The following is an 18,268-nucleotide window of genomic DNA, read 5'->3' on the forward strand; positions in this document are numbered from 1 at the left end:
TCTTCAGGACGCCGAGGCGACCGACGCACCCGCGGCGTTGAACGGCCGCGCCGCATACACCACGCGCCCGCCCACCACCGTCATCAGCGATGTCGTCTTGCCGATGCGCTCCAGCGGCACGGCGAAGAAGTCCTGGTCGAGCACCGCGAAGTCCGCGAGCTTGCCCACTTCGAGCGTGCCGCGCCTGTTCTCGTCGAAGCTGAACCACGCGCTGCCTTGTGTGTAGAGGCGCAGCGCCTGCTCGCGCGTGGGCGTCTCGTCGGCACCGCGCATGGCCTTGCCGCTCACCGTCTTGCCGTCGAGCATCCACTGCAGTGCGACGAAGGGGTTGTACGAGGCCACGCGATGCGCATCGGTGCCGGCGCCCACGTTCACGCCGGTGCGCAGCGCTGTGCCTATGGGCGGCATGCGCCGCGCTGCCTCGCCGCGCATGGCGAGAGCGCGGTCGCCCTGGAAGTACATCGCGTCCTGCATGGTCCAGCCGATGCCCAGCGCCTTCATGCGCGCGAGCGTCTGGGGCGAGGCGTCGTCGAGGTGGGCGATGGACCAGCGCAGGTCCTTGATCGGCACCTCGGCGTTCAGCTTCTCGTACAGCCCCAGCAGGTGGTCGACCGAGCCGTTCTCCTGCCAGTGGATGGTGACGGCCAGCTTGCGCTGCGCGGCCCATTTGACGAGCTCGTAGAACTTCGCCTTCGCCGCTTCGTCGGGAAAGTTGTTGTTGTACATCGCGAGCGTCACGCGTTCGCCCAGGCCGTTGAACTTGAGCATGTCGTCGCCGAAGCCCATCGGCAGCATCTGCGTGAGATCGCGGAACTCCTGCAGCTCGGCGCCGGGCTTCTGCGCGAACACGCTGTAGGCCACGCGCAGCGTCAGCGCCTTCTCGCGCCACAGCTCGAACAGCGCCGCGTACTGCGAGGGCGCGATGCTGAAGCCGCCCGGGTCCACCAGCCCGGTGATGCCCAGGCGGTTCAGCTCGGTGAAGAAGGCGCGCGTGCCGGCCACGTTGTCGTCGTAGGTGGGCTTGGGCAGCTTGTCGAAGAGCGCCGAGATGCCGACGATGTCGCCGCTCATCCAGCCCGGCGCGCCGTCGGGCGTCGGCTTCATGCCGGCGGGCAGCGTGCCGGGCGCGACGCCCAGCGCTTCCAGCGCCTTGGGCGTCATCACCACCGCCTCGTAGAAGAGCTGCACGTACACCGGGTTGTTCGGCGCGGCCTCCTGCAGCTCGGCCATCGTGGGGCGGCGGCGTTCGGCGAACTGCTGCTCGGTCCAGCCGCCGGCCACGATCAGCCAGCCGCCGGGACGCGCGTTCGCCGCCGCGGTGCGGATGCGCGCCATCGCCTCGGCGATGGTGCCGGCGCCGATCCAGTTGACCTCGGTGGAGTAGCTCAGCGCCGCGCGCACCGCGTGCATGTGCGAATCGATCAGGCCCGGAATGACGGTGCGGCCGCCCGCGTCGACCGTGCGTGTCGCGGGGCTCGTGAAAGCGCCCATCTGCGCTGTGCTGCCCACGGCAACGATGCGGCCGTCGCGCACGGCGATGGCCTGCGCCATGGTGCCGGCGGCGTCGAGCGTGGCGATCTTCGCGTTGGTGACGACGAGGTCTGCCGGTTGCGCCTGCGCGGCGACGGGCAGCAGCAGGCTGGCGGCGATGGCCGCCGCCGAGAGGAGTGTGCGTGCCATGTCAGTCGACCTTGATGCTGGCGGCCTTCACGACCTGTTGAGCCTTCGCCGTCTCGTCGACGATGAACTTGTTGAACTGCGCCGAAGGCATCGTGAACGGCTCGGCGCCCAGCTTCTCCAGCCGCTCCTTCAGCTCGGGCGACGCCATGATCTTCGCGACCTCGGCCTGCAGGCGGTCGACCACCGGCTGCGGTGTCTTCGCGGGCGCGAACAGGCCGACCCAGAACAGGTACTCGGAGCCCGGCACGCCGGCTTCCACAGTCGTCGGCGCGTTCGGCAGCGCCGACGAGCGCTTGCCCGTGCCCACGGCCAGCGCCTGCAGCTTGCCGGTCTGGATCAGCGGCAGGGCCGACACCATCGGCGCGAAGAACCAGTCGACGCGTCCGGCCATCACCTCCGTCATGGCCTCGGGCGTGCCGCGGAAGGGCACGTGCTGCGCGTCGACGCCGGCCGCGAGCCGGAACACCTCGGCGTTCATGTGCGTGGCCGAGCCGTTGCCGGCGGAGGCGTAGTTGAGGCCGCCTGGCTTGGCCTTCGCCTTGGCCACCAGATCCTTCACGTCCGCGAAGTGCGAGGGCGCCGTCACCAGCACGTTGGGCAGGCTGGCCATCGGCGTGATGCCGGTGAAGTCCTTGATGGTGTCGTACGACAGGCCCTTGTAGATCCACGGGTTCACGAGGTGGCCGGCCGAGTGCACCAGCAGCGTGTAGCCGTCGGCCGGCGACTTGGCCACGATAGCCGCGCCCAGCGTGCCGCCCGCGCCGGGCTTGTTGTCCACGATCACGCTGGTGCCCAGCGCGGGCCCGAGCTTCTCGGCCACGAGGCGAGCGACGATGTCGGTGCCGCTGCCTGCGGTGAAAGGCACGACCAGCCTGACCGCCTGCGTGCCGGGCCATGGCCCCTGCGCGTGGGCGCCCGTGAGCGCGCAGGCCGCGAGGGCGGCCGCCATCGCCAGCGTGTGGCGGCGGCTCCGGTTGAAAGTCTTCTTCATGCGTCTTGTCTCCGTTGATCTATTTGGTTGAGCGATGAATGACCGGGAAAAGGGAAGGGGCCGTGCTACGCGGGCGGCGCGTTCGGCATCACCAGCGCCACCAGCACCGGCCGGTTGCCGCGGTTCTCCAGCTGGCGCTTCTCGCCGGGCGCGAAGCGGCAGCTGTCGTAGGGGCCGAGCACTTCTTCCTGGCGCGTGCCATCGATCTCGCCGACCACGTGCAGCTGGCCCTCGAGCACGAGATAGAGCTTTTCCATCGGCGAGCCGTCGAGGCCGGTGCGGCCGCCGGGAAGGATCTGGCTCATGCCCATCCACATCTGCGTGGAGGGGCCGGCTTCCTTGCCCTGCAGGCGCAGGCAGCGCATGTCGAAATGATTGGGCGCCTCGTAGTGCGGCGCCTCGCTGAAGCGGGTCACGTGCATGGGGTGTGCTCCGGAAGGGAAAGGACTCAGGGGCGCAGCACGACGCGGTCGGTGCTGCCGGAGAGCACCAGCCGGTAGGCGTCGTGCGCCTCGTCGAGCGTGAAGTGGCGTGCCACCGGAAAGGGCTTCAGCGTGCCGCGCTCGAAGCCCTCGCGCATGGCGTCGAGCTGCGCGGTGCTGGCAATGCAGTCCATCGCCAGCGAGTCGATGCCCACGTAGGTGTGCATGCCGCGGTAGAACGCGAAGATGTCGAAGGGCACCGCGCGGTCGTGCGTGGCGATGAAGATCTGCGTCGCGCCCTTGGCCATCGCCTTGTTGGCCGCCTCGAAGTAGGCACTGCCCACGGTGTTGTAGACGATGTTCGCGCCGCGTCCGTCGGTGAGCTCGCGCACCCGTGCGCCCACGTCGGCGTGGTGGCGCGCGTCGATCGTGTCCACCGGTCCGGCCGCGAAGCCCTGGAAAGGGCCTGCATGCCGCTGCACCGCGATCACGCGCGCGCCGGCCTGCGAGGCGAGCTGCACCGCCGCCTGCCCGACCTTGCCGTTGGCGCCCAGCACCAGCACCGTCTGGCCGGCCTGCGGCATGCCGCTGCGGCGGAAGCCCTCGTAGGCGGTGACGAAGGGCACGCCCACCGCGCCGGCCTCGTCCATCGAGATACCGCGAGGCTTGGCGCGCAGCGCCTGCTCGGGCAGCACCAGGTAGCGCGCATGCGAGCCGTCGCGCGTGATGCCCACGTCGCCCCCGGAGCCGTAGACCTCGCGGCCGATCCACTCCGAAGGGCCGCTCACCACGGTGCCCGCGAAGTCGCGGCCGGGTGTCCGGGGCCAGACCGCCTGCGGCATGATGCCCAGCGTGGCCTTCACGTCGCTGGGGTTCACCGCGGCGGCGGCGACGCGCACCACGGCGTGGCCGGGCGGCGGCACGGGCTCGGCCTGCGGCGCCGCTTCGAGCCGCAACGCGTCGAGGTCGGCGGCTTTCTCGTTCACGCGCAGTGCGCGCGAGCTGTGGGCGGGGTGCATGGCTGCTGCGCTCATCGTTCAGCTCCTCGCATCGGGCAGGCCCAGCATGGCGCGGGCCTCGCGCGGGTTGGCGACTTCGCCGCCCAGGCTCACGAGGATGTCGCGCGCCTTCGCCACCAGCTGCGCATTGCTCTCGGCGAGCACGCCCTTCTCGAGGTAGATGTTGTCTTCCATCCCCACGCGCACGTGGCCGCCCAGCAGCCAGGCCTGCGCGACGATCGGGAACTCCATGCGCCCGATGCCGAAGGCGCTCCAGAAGGCGCCGCGCGGCAGCATGTTGCGTGCGTAGAGCAGCGTCTCGGGCGTGGGGGCGAAGCCGTACTTCACGCCGAGAACGAAGGTCCACATGGCGGGGCCGTCGAGCGTGCCGTCGGCGATGAGGTCGAGCGCGAGGTTGATGTCGCCCGAGTCGAATATCTCCAGTTCGGGCTTCACGCCCGCCTCGCGCATCACCTTCGCCATGCGCCGCACGTTCCTCGGCGTGTTGATGACCACGTCGGGGCCGGAGTTCATGGTGTTCAGGTCGAGCGAGCACACGTCGGGCCTGATGAGCGCGATGTGCTCCACGCGCTTCTCGGGCGGCAGCAGCGTGGTGCCGGGCGCGGCGACCTTCGGGTCGTCCTCGCTGGGAATGAAGCGCCCGCCGGGGCCGGTCGTGAGGTTGACGATCAGCTCGCGGTTGCCGCGCCGGATGCGGTCCACCACCTCGCGATAGAGCTCGACTTCCATCGAGGGCCTGCCGGTCTCGGGGTTGCGCACGTGGATGTGCACCTGGCTCGCGCCGGCTTCGGCGGCGGCCAGGCATTCGTCGGCGATCTGCACCGGCGTGATCGGCAGGTGCGGCGTCTGCTCCGGCTTCACGAGGTTGCCCGTGACGGCGCAGGTGATGAGTGTCTTGGCGGTGCTCACAGGTGGCGCCCTCCGTCGACCACGATGCGCGTGCCGGTGACGAAGCGCATGGTGGTGGCCAGCGCCTCGACCGTGGCGGCCACGTCCTCGGGCTGGCCGATGCGGCCCAGTGGCGTGGTGCTGGCCATCTTGCTGGCGAACTCCGCGCCGCGCCCCGGCACGAAGCCCGATTCCACCGCGCCCGGCGAGACCGACACCACGCGCACGACGGGTGCCAGCGCCTTGGCCAGCGCATCGCCCACCACGTCGAGCCCGGCCTTGGCCGCCACGTAGGCGAGGTTGCTGCCCACGCCGGTGAAGCCCGCGATGGACGAGATGTTGGCCACCAGTCCGTCGCCGCTGGCCTTGAGCATCGGCGCGAAGGCACGGATGGTGGCGAACACGCCGCGGAAGTTGGAACGCACGATGTCGTCGATGAGCTCGTCGGTCAGCGCGTCGAGGTCGGCGGCCGGCACGGGCTTCGTGTGGCCCGCGCTGTTGACCAGGATGTCGCAGCGTCCGAGCGTGGCCTTCACCTCGGCGGCGGCGGCGACGAGGCTCGGCGTGTCGACGATGTCGGCGCGGATCGCCGCGTGGCGCTGGCCGTTGGCCGAGGGCAGGGCGGCCGCGCGGGCCGCGGCATCGTCGCCCTTGCGGTGCAGCAGCACGCAGGTGGCGCCCAGCGCGGCGAGGCGCGTGGCGGTGGCGTAGCCGATGGCGCCTAGGCCGCCGGTGATGACGGCGACCTTGCCGTCTAGTCTGGAGACTGGGTCGAAGCTCATGGATGTGGTGCGGAAGAGTTGATTCAGGGAATGGGTGGGCGGGGGAACTTCATCTCGCCGGGTTCGAGCTCGAAGTCGTGGTGCAGCGAGGCACTCTTTCCGTCAGGAGCGAGCGCGAAGCGGCCGATCAAGCGGCGCGTCACGCCGAAGGTCGGGTCGCTCTCCAGGTTCTCGTCGTCATCGGCGAACACCTGCGTGATGAGCACCTTGTGTCCCGGCTTGCTCACCATGAAGTGCAGGTGCGCGGGCCGGTTCGGGTGGCGCTTCTGCGCGCGCAGCAGCACGCCGCAGGGGCCGTCGGTCGGCACCGGGTAGCCGGCCGGGCGCACGCTGCGGAAATGGAAGCGGCCCTCGGCGTCGGTGGAAAAGCGCCCGCGCAGGTTCATGTCTTCCTGCGACGGGTCCTGGTTCTCGTAGAGGCCGACCGGCGAGGCCTGCCACACGTCGACGGTGGCATCGGCCACCGGCCGGCCCTCGTGGTCGTGCACCGTGCCCGTCACCTCGAGCGGGGTGCCCGGCGTGCCCGAGCGCGCGATGCTCTCGCCCTGCGCGCAGGCCGGCGCGTTGGCGCGCCAGAAGGGCCCAAGTAGCGCGGCCGGCGATTCGCCCTGCGGGTCCTGGTTGTTCTGCAGCGCGACCACGGTCGACACGCCCAGGATGTCCGCCGCCAGCACCACCTCGTTCTTGGTCTCGCCGGTGGCCTGGCCGATGGCGACGATGAATTCGAGCGCCTGCTCGAACTCTTCTTCCGTCAGCTTCACTTCCTGGACCAGCGCGTGCAGGTGGCGCGTGACCGCTTCCATCACGGTGCGCAGCCTGGGGTCGGGCGTGTGTCTCATGGCGTCGAGCACGTGGCCCAGCACCGAGTGGGGGGAGGTGGCGATGTTCATGGCAAGTCTTTGCAATCGTTTGCACGATATTAGTCCAAATCGCCAAAAAGTAAAATGGCAGCAATCCGGGGTGTCTGAATGGCAGAAAGCCGCCTGAAGCCACTGCACCCGGCGACAATCGTTTGCACCAATGAGCGCCAACCAACCCGCCCCGTCCTCACCCGTCACCATCCGCGACGTCGCCCGCGCCGCCGGCGTGCACGTGTCCACCGTCTCGCGCGCGCTCAGCCCCGAGAAGCGTTCGCTGATCAGCGAGGAGGTGCTGCGCGTGGTCGAGGAGGCTGCGCAACGGCTGGGCTACCGGCCCAACCGCGCGGCCTCGGCGCTGCGCACGGGGCGCACCCACACCATCGGCGTGCTGGTGCCCGACATCACCAACGCGGTGTTTCCGCCGATCCTGCAGGGCATAGAGGCCAGCGCCGCCGCGCGCGGGTACTTCGTGTTCGTCACCAACGTGGTCGACCACGCGCTCGCGCGGCCCGTGCTGGAGCGCATGCTGGCGCAGCGCGTCGACGGCGTGGTCATGGCCACCGCCACGCGCGACGATCCGCTGGTCGACTTCGTCACCAAGGCGGGCATGACGGCCGTGCTGGTCAACCGCGCCGACGAGACCGGCCGCCTGCCGGCCGTGGTGAGCGACGACCGGCTGGCGATGAAGCTCGCGGTCGACCACCTGATTGCGCTCGGCCACAAGCGCATCGCGCATCTTGCGGGCCCGCAGACCATTCCCACCGGCGTGGGCCGCCGCCTGGGCGTGGAGCAGGCCCTGCGCGACCACCGCATGAAGCCTTTCCGCGTGACCGAGTGCGCGAGCTACAGCCGCGAGGCCGGCGCCGAGGCGATGAAGCAGATGCTCGCGGCCGGCGCCCCGCCGCAGGCCGTGGTGTGCTGCAACGACCTCGTCGCGCTGGGCGCCTACGACGCGCTGCGCGAGGCGGGCCTGCGCGTGCCGCAGGACATTTCAGTCACCGGCCACAACGACATGCCGCTGGTCGACATGGTCGACCCGCCGCTCACCACCATCCGCCTGCCGCACCGCGAACTCGGCTGGCGCGCGGCCGAGATGCTGTTCGAGGAGATCGACGGCCACTCGATGTCGGCCTCGACCGTGGTGCTGCGCCCGGAGCTGGTGGTGCGCAAGTCGACCGCCGCGCCGGCTGGCACGCGCTGAGCCGCGGCGGGCCTACCACCACCAGCGGGCGAGGTCGTCGCTGAACCCCATGTAGAGCAGCACCAGCGTGACCAGCGCGACGATGCACTTGGCGCGCAGCGACATCTTCGGCCTGGGCGCGAAGTCCGCGGCGCTGCCGACGAAATACACGCCGCAATGGGGGCACTGCCGCACCTTGCCGTAGATCGGTTCCTTGCAGCGCGGGCAGGGCACCTCGTCCGGGTCGGACTCCGGCGGCGAGACGTCCGTTCGCTGCAGCCGCGCGCGGCGTTCGCGGTGCGCGGCCAGGTCGATGGGGTCGTTGGGCTTGTCGGACATGCTCGGATGAGAACGACGTTTCCGGCTAGCGTGCCACAGCCGCGCGCTGCGTGGGTTTCCTGCGCGCGGCGGGCCGGCGCGGCGGCTTCGCCTCCAGCACCAGCTCGGCCGGCAGCGTGTCGTTCCACGACTCGGTGAAGTAGGCGCGGTCGCTCGGCACCAGTTGCGGCAGCGCCTCGCGCAGCAGCGCCAGCGATTGTTCGGCCGCCTTCAGGTCGCCCGCATGCGCCGCGTACCAAGCGTGCTCGAACAGCAGGCTGCAGTGTTGCAGGCCCGGGTAGCGGCGGCGTCCGGCCTGGTGGTCGGCCAGCCGCGCCTGCGCCACCTGCACCCAGCGCGCGGGCCAGTTGGTCGCGTCGAAGGCGTCGGCGAGCGGGCCGGCCAGCTTCGAGATGGCGGCCGGGTCCAGCGGCTTCTGTGCGCGGAACTGCGTGAGCGTGGGCTGCTGCTCGGGCCGGCAGTGCCCGCGCGCGATGCGCATAAGGTAGATCGCGTTCCACGCCGAGCGGCCCTGGCCGTCGGTGTGGCCGCAGAGCCATTCGCTGAAGGCGATCCACTGCACCGCGCGGCGGGTGGTGTCGGTGTTGCCGTCGTGCGCCAGCGCGGGCAGGTCGGCCAGCCCGACTCGGTCGAAGAGCCACGCGGCCATGCCCATGTTGGCGGCCACGTGCTGCGCCGCGTCGAAGGAGTGCGACTCGAAGGCGGCCGCCAGCGCCTCGCCGAAGCGCTGCAGCGACTCCTCCGCCAGCGCGGCGGCGGCGGGCTTGTCGTCGGCCGACAGCGCCAGCGCGCGCGAGCGGCAGGCCAGCGCCCACAGGTTGCACCACTCGAAGCGCACGTCGGGGTGATGGCGCAGCACCAGCCCGCGCACGGCGTCCTCGGCCATGCCGCTCAGCAGCGACTGCGCCAACGGCAGGTCGCGCGCCGTGTAGGCGCACCATGCGGAGACGATGCATTCCATCGCGCCCAGGTAGTCGTTGCCCGCCACGTGGTGCGCGAGCCGCTGTTTCTTGAGCGCCTGCAGCCGCCGCCGCGCCTGCTCGTTGTCGCCGAGGCGGCGCCACAGCATGGCCTCGTTGAGCGTGACCAGCGCACGCTGGAAGTCGGTGGCGGCCAGCGTGCCGGCGAGGCGGATCGATTCGAGGGCGCTGCCGCCCGCGTTCTCGCCGGCCTTGTCGCCGGCAACGGGCGCCATCAGCCGCCCCTGTCGCGCCGCCTGCTGCGAGGCGACGAGCTGCTTCCAGAAAGCCGCGTCCTGCAGATGCACCGCATCCGGTGGCGGCGAGCCGGCGGCCTGCTGATGCTTGCGGGAGCGCAGTCCGAGGAAGGAGGCGATCTCGGTGGCGGTGGCCGCGCGGCCTTCCACCAGCACGCGCACGCGCTTCGCCTCGGCGGCGGGCAGCCAGAACGGGCCCTGGCTGCGCCGCTCGGCGTTCAGGAAGCGGGGCTCGCGCTGCGTGTCCTCGCCCCAGCCGGCGTCGATGCCCCAGGTCTTGAAGTCGCGGAATGCACGGCTCACGACCATGCGCAGCGTGCTGGCGTCGGACACCTCGCCGCGCAGGTCGGCCAGCCGCACGACGCCGGCATTGGCTTCATGGGCGTGCTGCATGCGCACCAGCAGCCACAGCGACTGGAACGCGGCGCGCCTGCCGTTCACCGACTGCGGCGAGGTGAGCTCGATGGAAACGTGATTGGCGTGTGGGGCTGGCTTGGGCACGCCCCGATTTGAACCTCAAAACGGGGCGTTACCTGAAGAAGATGCCGGCAATAGAAGACAGAAAGGCTCCGTGCTCAGTACCGGTGCTCGTCCAGCAGCCCGGGCACTTCGCTGCGTCCGATGCCCAGGTCGCGCAGCTCGTGCTCGCTCATGCCGGCGAGGTGCCGCGAATCGGCGCGTGCGCGGCGGCGATTCACCACGCGGCGGCGCCAGCCGCGCAGGGCATGGATCAGGCGTTGATGAAAGGACGTTGGCTTCGGCGCATTCACGATGGGCTCCTTGGTTGGTGCGCTCATCTTCCCGCCGGGCGTGATATTGTGGAAGTTGAGAATTCTGAGCCTGGCAATCAGGCTTCCTGATACCGGCACGGAACCATGCGACAGCTCAACCTCGACCAACTGCGCACCCTCATCGCCATCGTCGACCTCGGCACCTTCTCGGCCGCCGCCCAGGCGCTGCACCTTGCCCAGCCCACGGTGAGCCTGCACATCAGCGAACTCGAATCGCGCCTGGGCGCGCCGCTGGTGGTGCGCGGCAACCGCCGCATCACGCCGACAGCGGCAGGGGCCGCGCTGGTGGAGCGCGGGCGCAAGCTGCTGCGCGACACCGACGACGCGGTCGAGGCGGTCAAGCGCCAGGCCGAGGGGCGCACCGGCCGCGTGCGGCTGGGCACATCCACCGGCGTGCTGGTCGACCTGCTGCCGCAGGTGCTGGAGGCGCTGGGCGCGGAGCATTCGGGCATCGACGTCGAGGTGAGCATCCGCGGCTCCTACGAGGCCATGGAGCGGCTGGCGGCGGGCACGCTCGACATCGGCCTCGTCGCCATTCCGCAGCCGCCGCTGCGCGGCATCGTCGTCACGCCCTGGTGCGAGCAGCCCATGATGGCCTTCGTGCCGCGCCGCTGGAAGGCGCCGAAGCGCGTCACGCCCGCGTGGCTGGCGGCGCAGCCGCTGATCTTCAACGAGGCGACCACGCACATGTACCGCCTCACCATGGAGTGGTTCGCCGCCGCCGGCTTCGCGCCGCGCGCGCGCATCGAGCTCAACTACGACGCCGCCATGCGCAGCCTGGTGGCGGCCGGCTATGGCGCCGCGCTGCTGCCGCTGCAGCAGTCCACCGATACCTTGCCGAGCAACGACCGCATGCAGATCCTGCCGGTGAGCCCGAAGCTCACGCGCCGCGTCGGCATCGCGCACCGCCAGCACGCGCTGCTCGACGGCGCAACGCTGAGCGTGCTCGAGGTGCTGAAGACCTTCAGCCAGGCCTGAGGCCGGGCTGCCGCGGGTCAGGCGGCGTCGGGCTTGCGCATGCCCAGCGAGAGGATCTCGTTGGCGTTGACGATGGCCGTGGCGATGTCTTCCGTGGTCGTGCGCTTGCTCATGGCCTGGTCGCGGATCAGGTCGTAGGCCTGGCCCTCCGACACGTCGTGCGTCTTCATCAATATCGCCTTGGCCTCGGCGATGCGGCGCTGGCCCAGCAGCTTGGCCTCGACCTTGCGCAGCCGCTTGGCCAGCGAGCGCGCCTCCTTGTGCGCCTCGCGCGCCACCACCAGCGCCGAGAACAGGCCGAACGAGCGCACCGGCGAAGGCAGCACCGCCTTGGCGCCGATCTCCAGCACCGCCTCGATGATCGTCGGGTTCTCGTAGGTCACCACCGCGATGATGGCCGGCGCGTCCTCGCTGCGGGTCCACTCGAAGCGCAGGTTGATGAAGTCGGGCTGCACCGCCATGAAGGCCACGTCAATGCCCTCGGGCAGCACCTGCACCGGCGGCCAGAAGGCCTGCACCTGGCAGCCGATGCGCTGCAACTGCTGCGTGAGCTGGCGGCCGTCGCTGTCGTCGGGGTGGATCACCGCGATCTTCAGCAGCCGCAGCTCCTTCAGCTGCGGCGGCGTGACGCGCAGGGTGTGCCGTTTCGGAGCCGGGCCGTCCACGCTCAGGCCTCCAGGGTGTCGAGCTTTGCCGTCCAGTCACCCAGCGAGTGAGTGACGAGATAAGGGTCCGGGTACACCGCCCGCGTGGCCTGCCGCACGATGGTGAACTGGCCGTGCGCATCGACCCGGCCGATGCGCGGGTACAGGCAGGTGTGGTGGTTGGTCGGGTCGATCTTCACCAGCCCCTGCGGCGCGTCGAACTCGCTGCCCAGGATGTACGGAAGAATTTCCGCGATGCCGTCGCTGCCCGCCTGTCGGTAGGCATTGGCGAAGATGTGCATCTGGAAGTACGAAGCCTCCCAGCACAGGTTGGGCACGCAGCCGTCGCCGAAGCGCGCGCGCAGCATCGCCAGGCAGCGCCGGTTGGCGGCCGAGTCGATCGACTGGAAATACGGCGCCGCCGTGAAGTGCCCGGTCGCCACGCCGTGGCCCATCTGCGATATCTCGGCCTCCGAGGTCGTGAGGCTGGCGATGGGCATGGTCTTCGGATCGAAGCCGGCCTCGGCGTAGGCGCGGTACAGGCTCGCGGTGGAGTCGCCCACCACGGTCGAGAAGATGAAGTCGGGCCGCTTGTCGCGGATGTCGTCCATGATGGCCCGGTAGTCGCGCTCGCCGGCGTCCAGCGCCACATAACGTTCGCCGAGCTTCTCGCTGCCGGGGCGCTGCATCACCAGCTCGCCCATGATGCGGTTCGACTCGTAGGGGTAGATGTAGTCGGAGCCGATCAGGTACACGCGAGAGCCGAAGTTCGTGGTCATGAACTCCGCGAGCTGCACGCTGTTCTGGTTGGGTGCGGCGCCGGTGTAGATCACGTTGCCCGAGTACTCGAAGCCCTCGTAGAGCGTCGGGTAGAAGAGCAGCTTGTTCCACTTCTCGATGACCGGGATCACCGCCTTGCGGCTGCTCGACATGTAGCAGCCGAAGATCACGTTCACCCGGTCCTGCACGATCAGCTTCTCGGCGAGCTGGGCGTAGCGCGCGGGGTTGGATTGCGGGTCGTAGCGCACCGCGACGATCTCGCGGCCGTCCACGCCGCCGGAGGCGTTGATCTCCTCGATGCCGAGCAGCGCGCCCTGCAGTTGAGAGAGACCGATGGTCGATGTGACGCCGGTTTCCGAATAGAGGATGCCGACGCGTATGGGGTCCTTGTCAGCCACGCTGAAGTCTCCTGGGGTGTCGGGTCATCATAGTCTTCGATCAGTGGGCCGCCGCGAGCCTGGCGCTCATGCGCGCCAGCCGCACCGGAAGGCTGCGCGCATCGTCGGCGATGCAATAGTTGCGCCAGCCGAAGATGCGCCGCACGTACGCATCGGCCGCGCCGTCCACCGCGATGCAGGCCGCGCGCACGCCCGCCTGGCGCGCCTCGGCCACGGCCTGGCGTGCGTCCTCGACCAGGTAGCGTGGGTCGTGCACGTCGATGTCCGCGGGCGCGCCGTCGGTCACGAGCAGCACCGCGCGCTGGCCCGGCGGCTCGGCGCTCATCAGAGAGGCGGCGTGGCGCAGCGCTGCGCCCATGCGGGTCGAATAGCGCCCGCGCACCGTGCCGATCATGGCGCGCGAGGCCGCGTCCAGCGGACGGCCCGATTCGAGCAGGCGGTAGTAGTACACCTCGGCGCGCGTATTCGACGAGAAGCCGTGGATGGCGAGCCGGTCGATGCCGCGCGCGCCGTTCGACGCGGCAAGCATCAGCGCGGCCTGCTTCTCGATGTCGAGCAGCGAGGCGGCATGCGGCCCCGGGTCGTTGGCCGAGGCCGAGAGGTCCAGCAGCACCAGCACGCTCGACGGGCGCGGGCCCTTGCCCGGACGCATGAAGAGCCGGGCATCGGGCTTGAGCCGCAGGCGCCGGTCGACCAGCACCTCGATGGCCGCATTCAGGTCGATGTCGTCGCCCTCCCACTGGCGGCGCAGCCGGTGGGTGCGATCGATGTGGCGCGCGCGGGGCAGGGCGAGCGGCGGAATGCGCTCGCCGTTGAGTGCGGCCTCTTCGCGCGCCGGGGATGCGAGGCCCTGCCATGCCGGCAGCTTCTCGATCACCGTGCACCAGTCGGGGCGCAGGCGCTCGAGCTTGCGATCCCACTCGGGGTATGTGTAGCGGCCGAGCTCCGTGTCGCCCGCGGCTTCGGGTGGAGGAGCTTCGCCCCCGTCATTCGCATCGGATGGCGGCGGCGGTCGCGCGCCCGACTGCTGCAGCGCGATGGCTTCGTCGGGCGGCGTCTCGGCCTCGCCGAAGTCCCACAGGTAGCTGTTGTCGTCGCGCCAGGGCGCGGGCACGACGTAGTCGCGGGGCTCAAAGCGCACGCGCATCTGGCCCAGGTCGTTCGCGAGGATCGAGGCGATCGCGCGGAAGGCGTCGTAGTCCTCCAGGCCCGCGCCGGCGGCGGTCTCCTCGAACAGGCGGCGCGCCTTGTTCACCCAGTGGTTGTCGTCCTGCGAGGCGGGCAGCAGCAGCAGGCGGTCCATGCGCGAGACGAGCGCGGCGAAGCCCAGGTCGAGCGCATCGGGCAGCGGCGGCAGCGACGCGGCGAACCAGCCGTGCAGGCCGGGGAAGTCGCGGCACAGCAGCCGCTCGACGCGCGCGTCCTCGATGGCCGAGACGATGGCGATGCCCATGGGCCTGAGCGTGTGCGCCGGGCGCGCGGGCTGCGAGTGGCGCAGGTGCGCGACCGCATGCGCGACCATCGCGCGACGAAGGCCCGGCCCGGTGGCGCTCTCCGGCAGCAGCAGCTTGCGTCCAGCGAGCACGGCGCGTGCGCCGGCCAGCGCCTGCACTTCAACGTCGATGCCGGCAAGGCCGCGCGCCAGCAGCGCCAGCGCACCGAAGCCACCGTGCCCGTCGTTCATCCGAACTGCGCCTCGACGAAGCCTTGCAGCGCGCTCGCCATGTCGGGGTCGTCGGTCAGCGCGCGCGTCATCGTCATCTCGCAGCTCTCGCGCGGCGTCACGCCGTCGCGAATGAGCACGCCCGCGTAGACCAGCATGCGCGTCGACACGCCCTCGTCGAGCCCGCGGTGCTTCAGCTCGCGCGAGCAGCGCGCGATGGCCACGAGCTTCGCTGCGAGATCGAGCCCGACGCCGGCTTCGTGCGCGACGATCTCCGCTTCGAGCGTGCTGCCCGGATAGTCGAACTCCAGCGCCGCGAAGCGCTGGCGCGTCGATGGCTTCATGTCCTTCGCGCTGCTCTGGTAGCCGGGGTTGTACGAAACCACCAGCTGGAAGTCGGGATGCGCGTGCACCAGCTCGCCCTTCTTGTCGAGCGGCAGGATGCGGCGCGCGTCCGTCAGCGGGTGGATCACCACGGTGGTGTCCTGCCGCGCCTCCACCACCTCGTCGAGGTAGCAGATGCCGCCGTGCCGCACCGCCAGCGTCAGAGGACCGTCGTGCCAGGCGGTGCCGTTGGCGTCGAGCAGGTAGCGCCCGACGAGGTCGGAGGCCGTCATGTCCTCGTTGCAGGCCAGCGTCACCAGCGGCCGGCCCAGCGACCACGCCATGTGCTCCACGAAGCGCGTCTTGCCGCAGCCGGTCGGGCCCTTGAGGATCAGCGGCATGCGGTGGCGGTAGGCCTGCCGGTAGAGCGCCACCTCGTTGCCCGCGGGCCGGTAGAAGGGTTCGGACTCGATGCGGTAGGCCGCGAGCGGATCGTGCACGGGTGCGTTCATGGCGTGGCGAGCAGTTCCTTCAGCGCGTCGTCGATGAAGCGGGTGTCGGCGGGGCTGCTGCCGCCGCCCGCGAAATGCCCCCACACGCCCGGGATCGGGCGGCACTCGGCGTTCGGCATGTGCGACACCTCCCACTCGTTGTCGGCCGCGGGAAAGTACAGGTCGCGCTCGGCCGGCATCACGATGGCGCGTGCCTTGATGGCGCCGAGCGCTTTCTTGAAGTCGCCCTTGAACACCGGGTTGTCGCTGATGTCGCCGTGCTGCCACGACCACAGCATCGCCAGCAGGTTGTTCGCGTCCTTCTTCAGGAAGAAGCCCTCCCAGTAGCCGACCAGGAAGTCCTCGAGCGAACTGAAGCCCAGCTCGCGCCACAGCTGCTGCATGTAGAAGGGCTGCGACAGGCCCCAGCCGGCGTACACGCGGCCCACCGCGCGCAGGCCCCTGGTGGGCGGCGTGGTGTACCAGCCGCCGTTCCACGCGGCATCGGCGGTGAGCGCCGCCTTCACGCCCTCGAGGAACACGATGTTGTGCGGCGCCGTCTTCGCCGAGCCGCAGAAGGGCGCGATGCGCCGGACCATGTCCGGGTACAGGCAGCCCCACTGGTTGGTCTGCTGCGCGCCCATCGACCAGCCCACCACCAGGGCGATGCGCTCGATGCCGAACTTCTGCGTCACCAGCCGGTGCTGCAGCGTCACGTTGTCGTAGAGCGTGACGTTCGGAAAGCGCGAGAGGTCGTAGGGCTGCGGCGTGTTGCTCGGCGAGGACGACAGCCCGTTGCCCAGCATGTTGGGCACGATGATGAAGTACTTCGCCGGGTCGAGCGCCATGCCCGGGCCGATGAGCCACTCGTTGTCGTAGTGCTGCCCCGAATACCAGGTGGGGTAGACGATGACGTTGCTTTTGTCGGCGTTGAGCGTGCCGTAGGTCTTGTAGGCGAGCTTCGCGCCGCGCAGGGTGGCGCCCCGCTGCAGCACGACGTCGCCGAGCTCGAAGATCTCGTAGTCCATGGCGCGGCGGCTCAGCGATGCTTGGCCGGCTCGTTCGGAATGCCTTCGATGGGGCATTCGGGCGTACCCACCGTGCTGCGCGTGAACGACTCCACCATCTCGCGCGTGCCCTCGGGGTCGTTGATCCACTTCGTGTAGAAGTTGTAGGGGCAGGCCGCCACGCCCTTGTCGCCGTCGCCCGAGTTGATGGTGCCGGTGTAGCCGCGGTGCACCAGCTTGAACAGGTGGTTCTGCGACTGGCCGTTGCGGCGCGCGTCGCGGATCAGGCCCATGGAAAGCTCGGCGTAGTTGATGCCCATCTCTTCCTCGCCGCATTCGCCCAGCGTGCGGCCGTCGAAGCCGATGAGCGCGGAGTGGCCGAAGTACGAGTACACGCCGTCGAAGCCCGCCGCGTTGGCCACCGCCACGTAGGTGTTGTTCATGAAGGCCATGGCCTTCGACACCATGATCTGCTGTTCCTTGGCCGGGTACATGTAGCCCTGGCAGCGGATGATGAGCTCGGCGCCGCGCATCGCGCAGTCGCGCCAGATCTCGGGGTAGTTGCCGTCGTCGCAGATGATCAGGCTGATCTTCATGCCCTTGGGGCCTTCGCTCACGTAGGTGCAGTCGCCCGGGTACCAGCCCTCGATGGGCACCCACGGCATGATCTTTCTGTACTTCTGGACGATCTCGCCCTTGTTGTTCATGAGGATCAGTGTGTTGTAGGGCGCCTTGTTCGGATGCTCCTCGTGGCGCTCGCCGGTGAGCGAGAACACGCCCCACACGTTCGCCCGGCGGCAGGCGTCGGCGAAGATGGCCGTCTCCTCGCCGGGCACGGTGGCGGCCGTGTCGTACATCTCCTTGGCGTCGTACATGATCCCGTGCGTGGAGTACTCGGGGAACACCACCAGGTCCATGCCCGGCAGGCCCTTCTTCATGCCGACCAGCATTTCGCCGATCTTGCGCGCGTTGTCCAGCACCTCGGCCTTGGTGTGCAGGCGGGGCATCTTGTAGTTGACGACCGCGACGCCAACGCAATCGTTGCTGCTCGAAATATCACCGTGTCTCATGGGACTGCTCCTGAAAGAGGGGTTGAGGAAAAAAGAGGGCTACACGGTCAGGAACGACCTGACCTTGTCCTGGTCGAGCGTCGCGCGCGCTTCGTCGTGCACGAGGCGCCCGCGGTCGATGACGAGAAAGCGATCGGCCAGGTCGAGCGCGAAGCTCAGCACCTGCTCCGACACCACGATGGCGAAGCCGCGCTCGGCGCGCAGCACGTTCAGCGTCTGCGCGATCTCCTTGATGATCGAAGGCTGGATGCCCTCGGTCGGCTCGTCGAGGATCAGCAGCTTCGGCTCGGAGATCAGCGCGCGTGCAATCGCCAGCATCTGCTGCTGGCCGCCGGAGAGGTTGCCGGCCTTGCGCTGCTTCATGTCCTTGAGCACCGGGAAGAAGCGGTAGAGGTACTCGGGCACCGTGCGGTGGCCCGACTTCGCGGCACCCGAGAGGATGTTCTGCTCCACCGTGAGGAACGGGAACACCATGCGTCCCTGCGGCACGAAGGCCAGCCCCTGCGCCACGCGCTGGTAGCTCGGCAGCTTCGTGATGTCGGCGCCGCCCAGGCGGATGTGGCCGCCGCGCGCCGGCAGGAGGCCGATGAGCGACTTCAGCAGCGTGGTCTTTCCCATGCCGTTGCGGCCCATGACGGCGACAGCCTCGCCGGGTGCCACATGCAGCGACACGTCGCGGATCACCTGCGATTCACCGTAGGCCACGTTCAGTCCGGAAACTTCGAGCATTCGTTTTCCTCCCGTG

Annotated in this window: 19 protein-coding genes; 2 read left to right on the top strand and 17 right to left on the bottom strand. The window is 69.7% G+C overall.

The window, feature by feature from the left end:
• Window positions 1-3: 3 nt before the first annotated feature.
• The 7 genes from SFB74_RS00855 to SFB74_RS00885 form a co-directional block, all read right to left on the bottom strand.
• Entirely contained in the window at window positions 4-1,680 is a 1,677-nt protein-coding gene (locus SFB74_RS00855) for an amidohydrolase (RefSeq protein ID WP_432728786.1), read from the bottom strand.
• 1 nt (window position 1,681) lies between these two features.
• Window positions 1,682-2,671: a tripartite tricarboxylate transporter substrate binding protein gene (locus SFB74_RS00860; RefSeq protein ID WP_432728787.1), complete on the bottom strand. Its 990-nt coding sequence runs from the start codon at window positions 2,669-2,671 to the stop codon at window positions 1,682-1,684.
• A gap of 65 nt (window positions 2,672-2,736) precedes the next feature.
• The gene (locus SFB74_RS00865; RefSeq protein WP_432728788.1) at window positions 2,737-3,093 is read right to left on the bottom strand and encodes a cupin domain-containing protein; all 357 of its coding nucleotides are present in this window, start codon (window positions 3,091-3,093) and stop codon (window positions 2,737-2,739) included.
• 26 nt (window positions 3,094-3,119) lie between these two features.
• Window positions 3,120-4,127 (bottom strand): quinone oxidoreductase family protein, encoded by a 1,008-nt coding sequence (locus SFB74_RS00870; protein WP_432728789.1) that lies wholly within the window; start codon window positions 4,125-4,127, stop codon window positions 3,120-3,122.
• A gap of 3 nt (window positions 4,128-4,130) precedes the next feature.
• Complete coding sequence (locus SFB74_RS00875) at window positions 4,131-5,021, bottom strand: 3-keto-5-aminohexanoate cleavage protein (protein ID WP_432728790.1); 891 nt, start codon at window positions 5,019-5,021, stop codon at window positions 4,131-4,133.
• The gene (locus tag SFB74_RS00880) at window positions 5,018-5,782 is read right to left on the bottom strand and encodes an SDR family NAD(P)-dependent oxidoreductase (protein ID WP_432728791.1); all 765 of its coding nucleotides are present in this window, start codon (window positions 5,780-5,782) and stop codon (window positions 5,018-5,020) included. Before SFB74_RS00880 ends, SFB74_RS00875 begins: the two co-directional genes overlap by 4 nt.
• 23 nt (window positions 5,783-5,805) lie before the next feature.
• The gene (locus tag SFB74_RS00885) at window positions 5,806-6,672 is read right to left on the bottom strand and encodes a dioxygenase (protein ID WP_432728793.1); all 867 of its coding nucleotides are present in this window, start codon (window positions 6,670-6,672) and stop codon (window positions 5,806-5,808) included.
• A 130-nt stretch (window positions 6,673-6,802) separates the two neighbouring features.
• Between SFB74_RS00885 and SFB74_RS00890 the strand changes: the two genes are divergently transcribed.
• Window positions 6,803-7,843: a LacI family DNA-binding transcriptional regulator gene (locus SFB74_RS00890; protein ID WP_432728794.1), complete on the top strand. Its 1,041-nt coding sequence runs from the start codon at window positions 6,803-6,805 to the stop codon at window positions 7,841-7,843.
• A 12-nt stretch (window positions 7,844-7,855) separates the two neighbouring features.
• On the opposite strand, the gene SFB74_RS00895 is transcribed toward SFB74_RS00890, so the two are convergent.
• From SFB74_RS00895 to SFB74_RS00905, 3 genes are all read right to left on the bottom strand, one after another.
• Complete coding sequence (locus tag SFB74_RS00895; RefSeq protein ID WP_432728795.1) at window positions 7,856-8,161, bottom strand: hypothetical protein; 306 nt, start codon at window positions 8,159-8,161, stop codon at window positions 7,856-7,858.
• A gap of 25 nt (window positions 8,162-8,186) precedes the next feature.
• Window positions 8,187-9,878 carry a hypothetical protein gene (locus SFB74_RS00900; protein WP_432728796.1) on the bottom strand — a complete coding sequence of 564 codons (1,692 nt, stop codon included), beginning with the start codon at window positions 9,876-9,878 and terminating at the stop codon, window positions 8,187-8,189.
• Between the two features lie 74 nt (window positions 9,879-9,952).
• On the bottom strand, window positions 9,953-10,174 hold the full coding sequence (locus SFB74_RS00905; protein WP_240652269.1) for a DUF1127 domain-containing protein: 222 nt from the start codon (window positions 10,172-10,174) through the stop codon (window positions 9,953-9,955).
• A 78-nt stretch (window positions 10,175-10,252) separates the two neighbouring features.
• Between SFB74_RS00905 and SFB74_RS00910 the strand changes: the two genes are divergently transcribed.
• Entirely contained in the window at window positions 10,253-11,146 is an 894-nt protein-coding gene (locus SFB74_RS00910) for a LysR family transcriptional regulator (RefSeq protein ID WP_432728797.1), read from the top strand.
• A 17-nt stretch (window positions 11,147-11,163) separates the two neighbouring features.
• On the opposite strand, the gene SFB74_RS00915 is transcribed toward SFB74_RS00910, so the two are convergent.
• From SFB74_RS00915 to urtE, 7 genes are read right to left on the bottom strand one after another with little or no spacing between them, the layout of a single operon-like run.
• Window positions 11,164-11,811, bottom strand: a complete 648-nt coding sequence (locus SFB74_RS00915; RefSeq protein ID WP_432728798.1) for an ANTAR domain-containing response regulator — start codon at window positions 11,809-11,811, stop codon at window positions 11,164-11,166.
• A 2-nt stretch (window positions 11,812-11,813) separates the two neighbouring features.
• The gene (locus SFB74_RS00920) at window positions 11,814-12,968 is read right to left on the bottom strand and encodes a transporter substrate-binding domain-containing protein (RefSeq protein ID WP_432728799.1); all 1,155 of its coding nucleotides are present in this window, start codon (window positions 12,966-12,968) and stop codon (window positions 11,814-11,816) included.
• A 40-nt stretch (window positions 12,969-13,008) separates the two neighbouring features.
• Window positions 13,009-14,652, bottom strand: coding sequence for a nitric oxide reductase activation protein NorD (locus SFB74_RS00925; RefSeq protein WP_432728800.1), 1,644 nt, complete (start codon window positions 14,650-14,652; stop codon window positions 13,009-13,011).
• Window positions 14,649-15,467 (bottom strand): CbbQ/NirQ/NorQ/GpvN family protein, encoded by an 819-nt coding sequence (locus tag SFB74_RS00930; protein ID WP_432728801.1) that lies wholly within the window; start codon window positions 15,465-15,467, stop codon window positions 14,649-14,651. Before SFB74_RS00930 ends, SFB74_RS00925 begins: the two co-directional genes overlap by 4 nt.
• Window positions 15,464-16,474 carry an alpha/beta fold hydrolase gene (locus SFB74_RS00935; protein WP_432728802.1) on the bottom strand — a complete coding sequence of 337 codons (1,011 nt, stop codon included), beginning with the start codon at window positions 16,472-16,474 and terminating at the stop codon, window positions 15,464-15,466. Before SFB74_RS00935 ends, SFB74_RS00930 begins: the two co-directional genes overlap by 4 nt.
• 11 nt (window positions 16,475-16,485) lie before the next feature.
• The gene (locus tag SFB74_RS00940) at window positions 16,486-17,523 is read right to left on the bottom strand and encodes an aliphatic amidase (protein WP_093195659.1); all 1,038 of its coding nucleotides are present in this window, start codon (window positions 17,521-17,523) and stop codon (window positions 16,486-16,488) included.
• Window positions 17,524-17,562: 39 nt separating this feature from the next.
• The gene (gene urtE / locus SFB74_RS00945) at window positions 17,563-18,252 is read right to left on the bottom strand and encodes an urea ABC transporter ATP-binding subunit UrtE (RefSeq protein WP_093195658.1); all 690 of its coding nucleotides are present in this window, start codon (window positions 18,250-18,252) and stop codon (window positions 17,563-17,565) included.
• Window positions 18,253-18,268 lie beyond the last annotated feature (16 nt).

This window comes from Variovorax xiamenensis (assembly GCF_050916385.1).
Lineage (GTDB): Bacteria > Pseudomonadota > Gammaproteobacteria > Burkholderiales > Burkholderiaceae_C > Variovorax.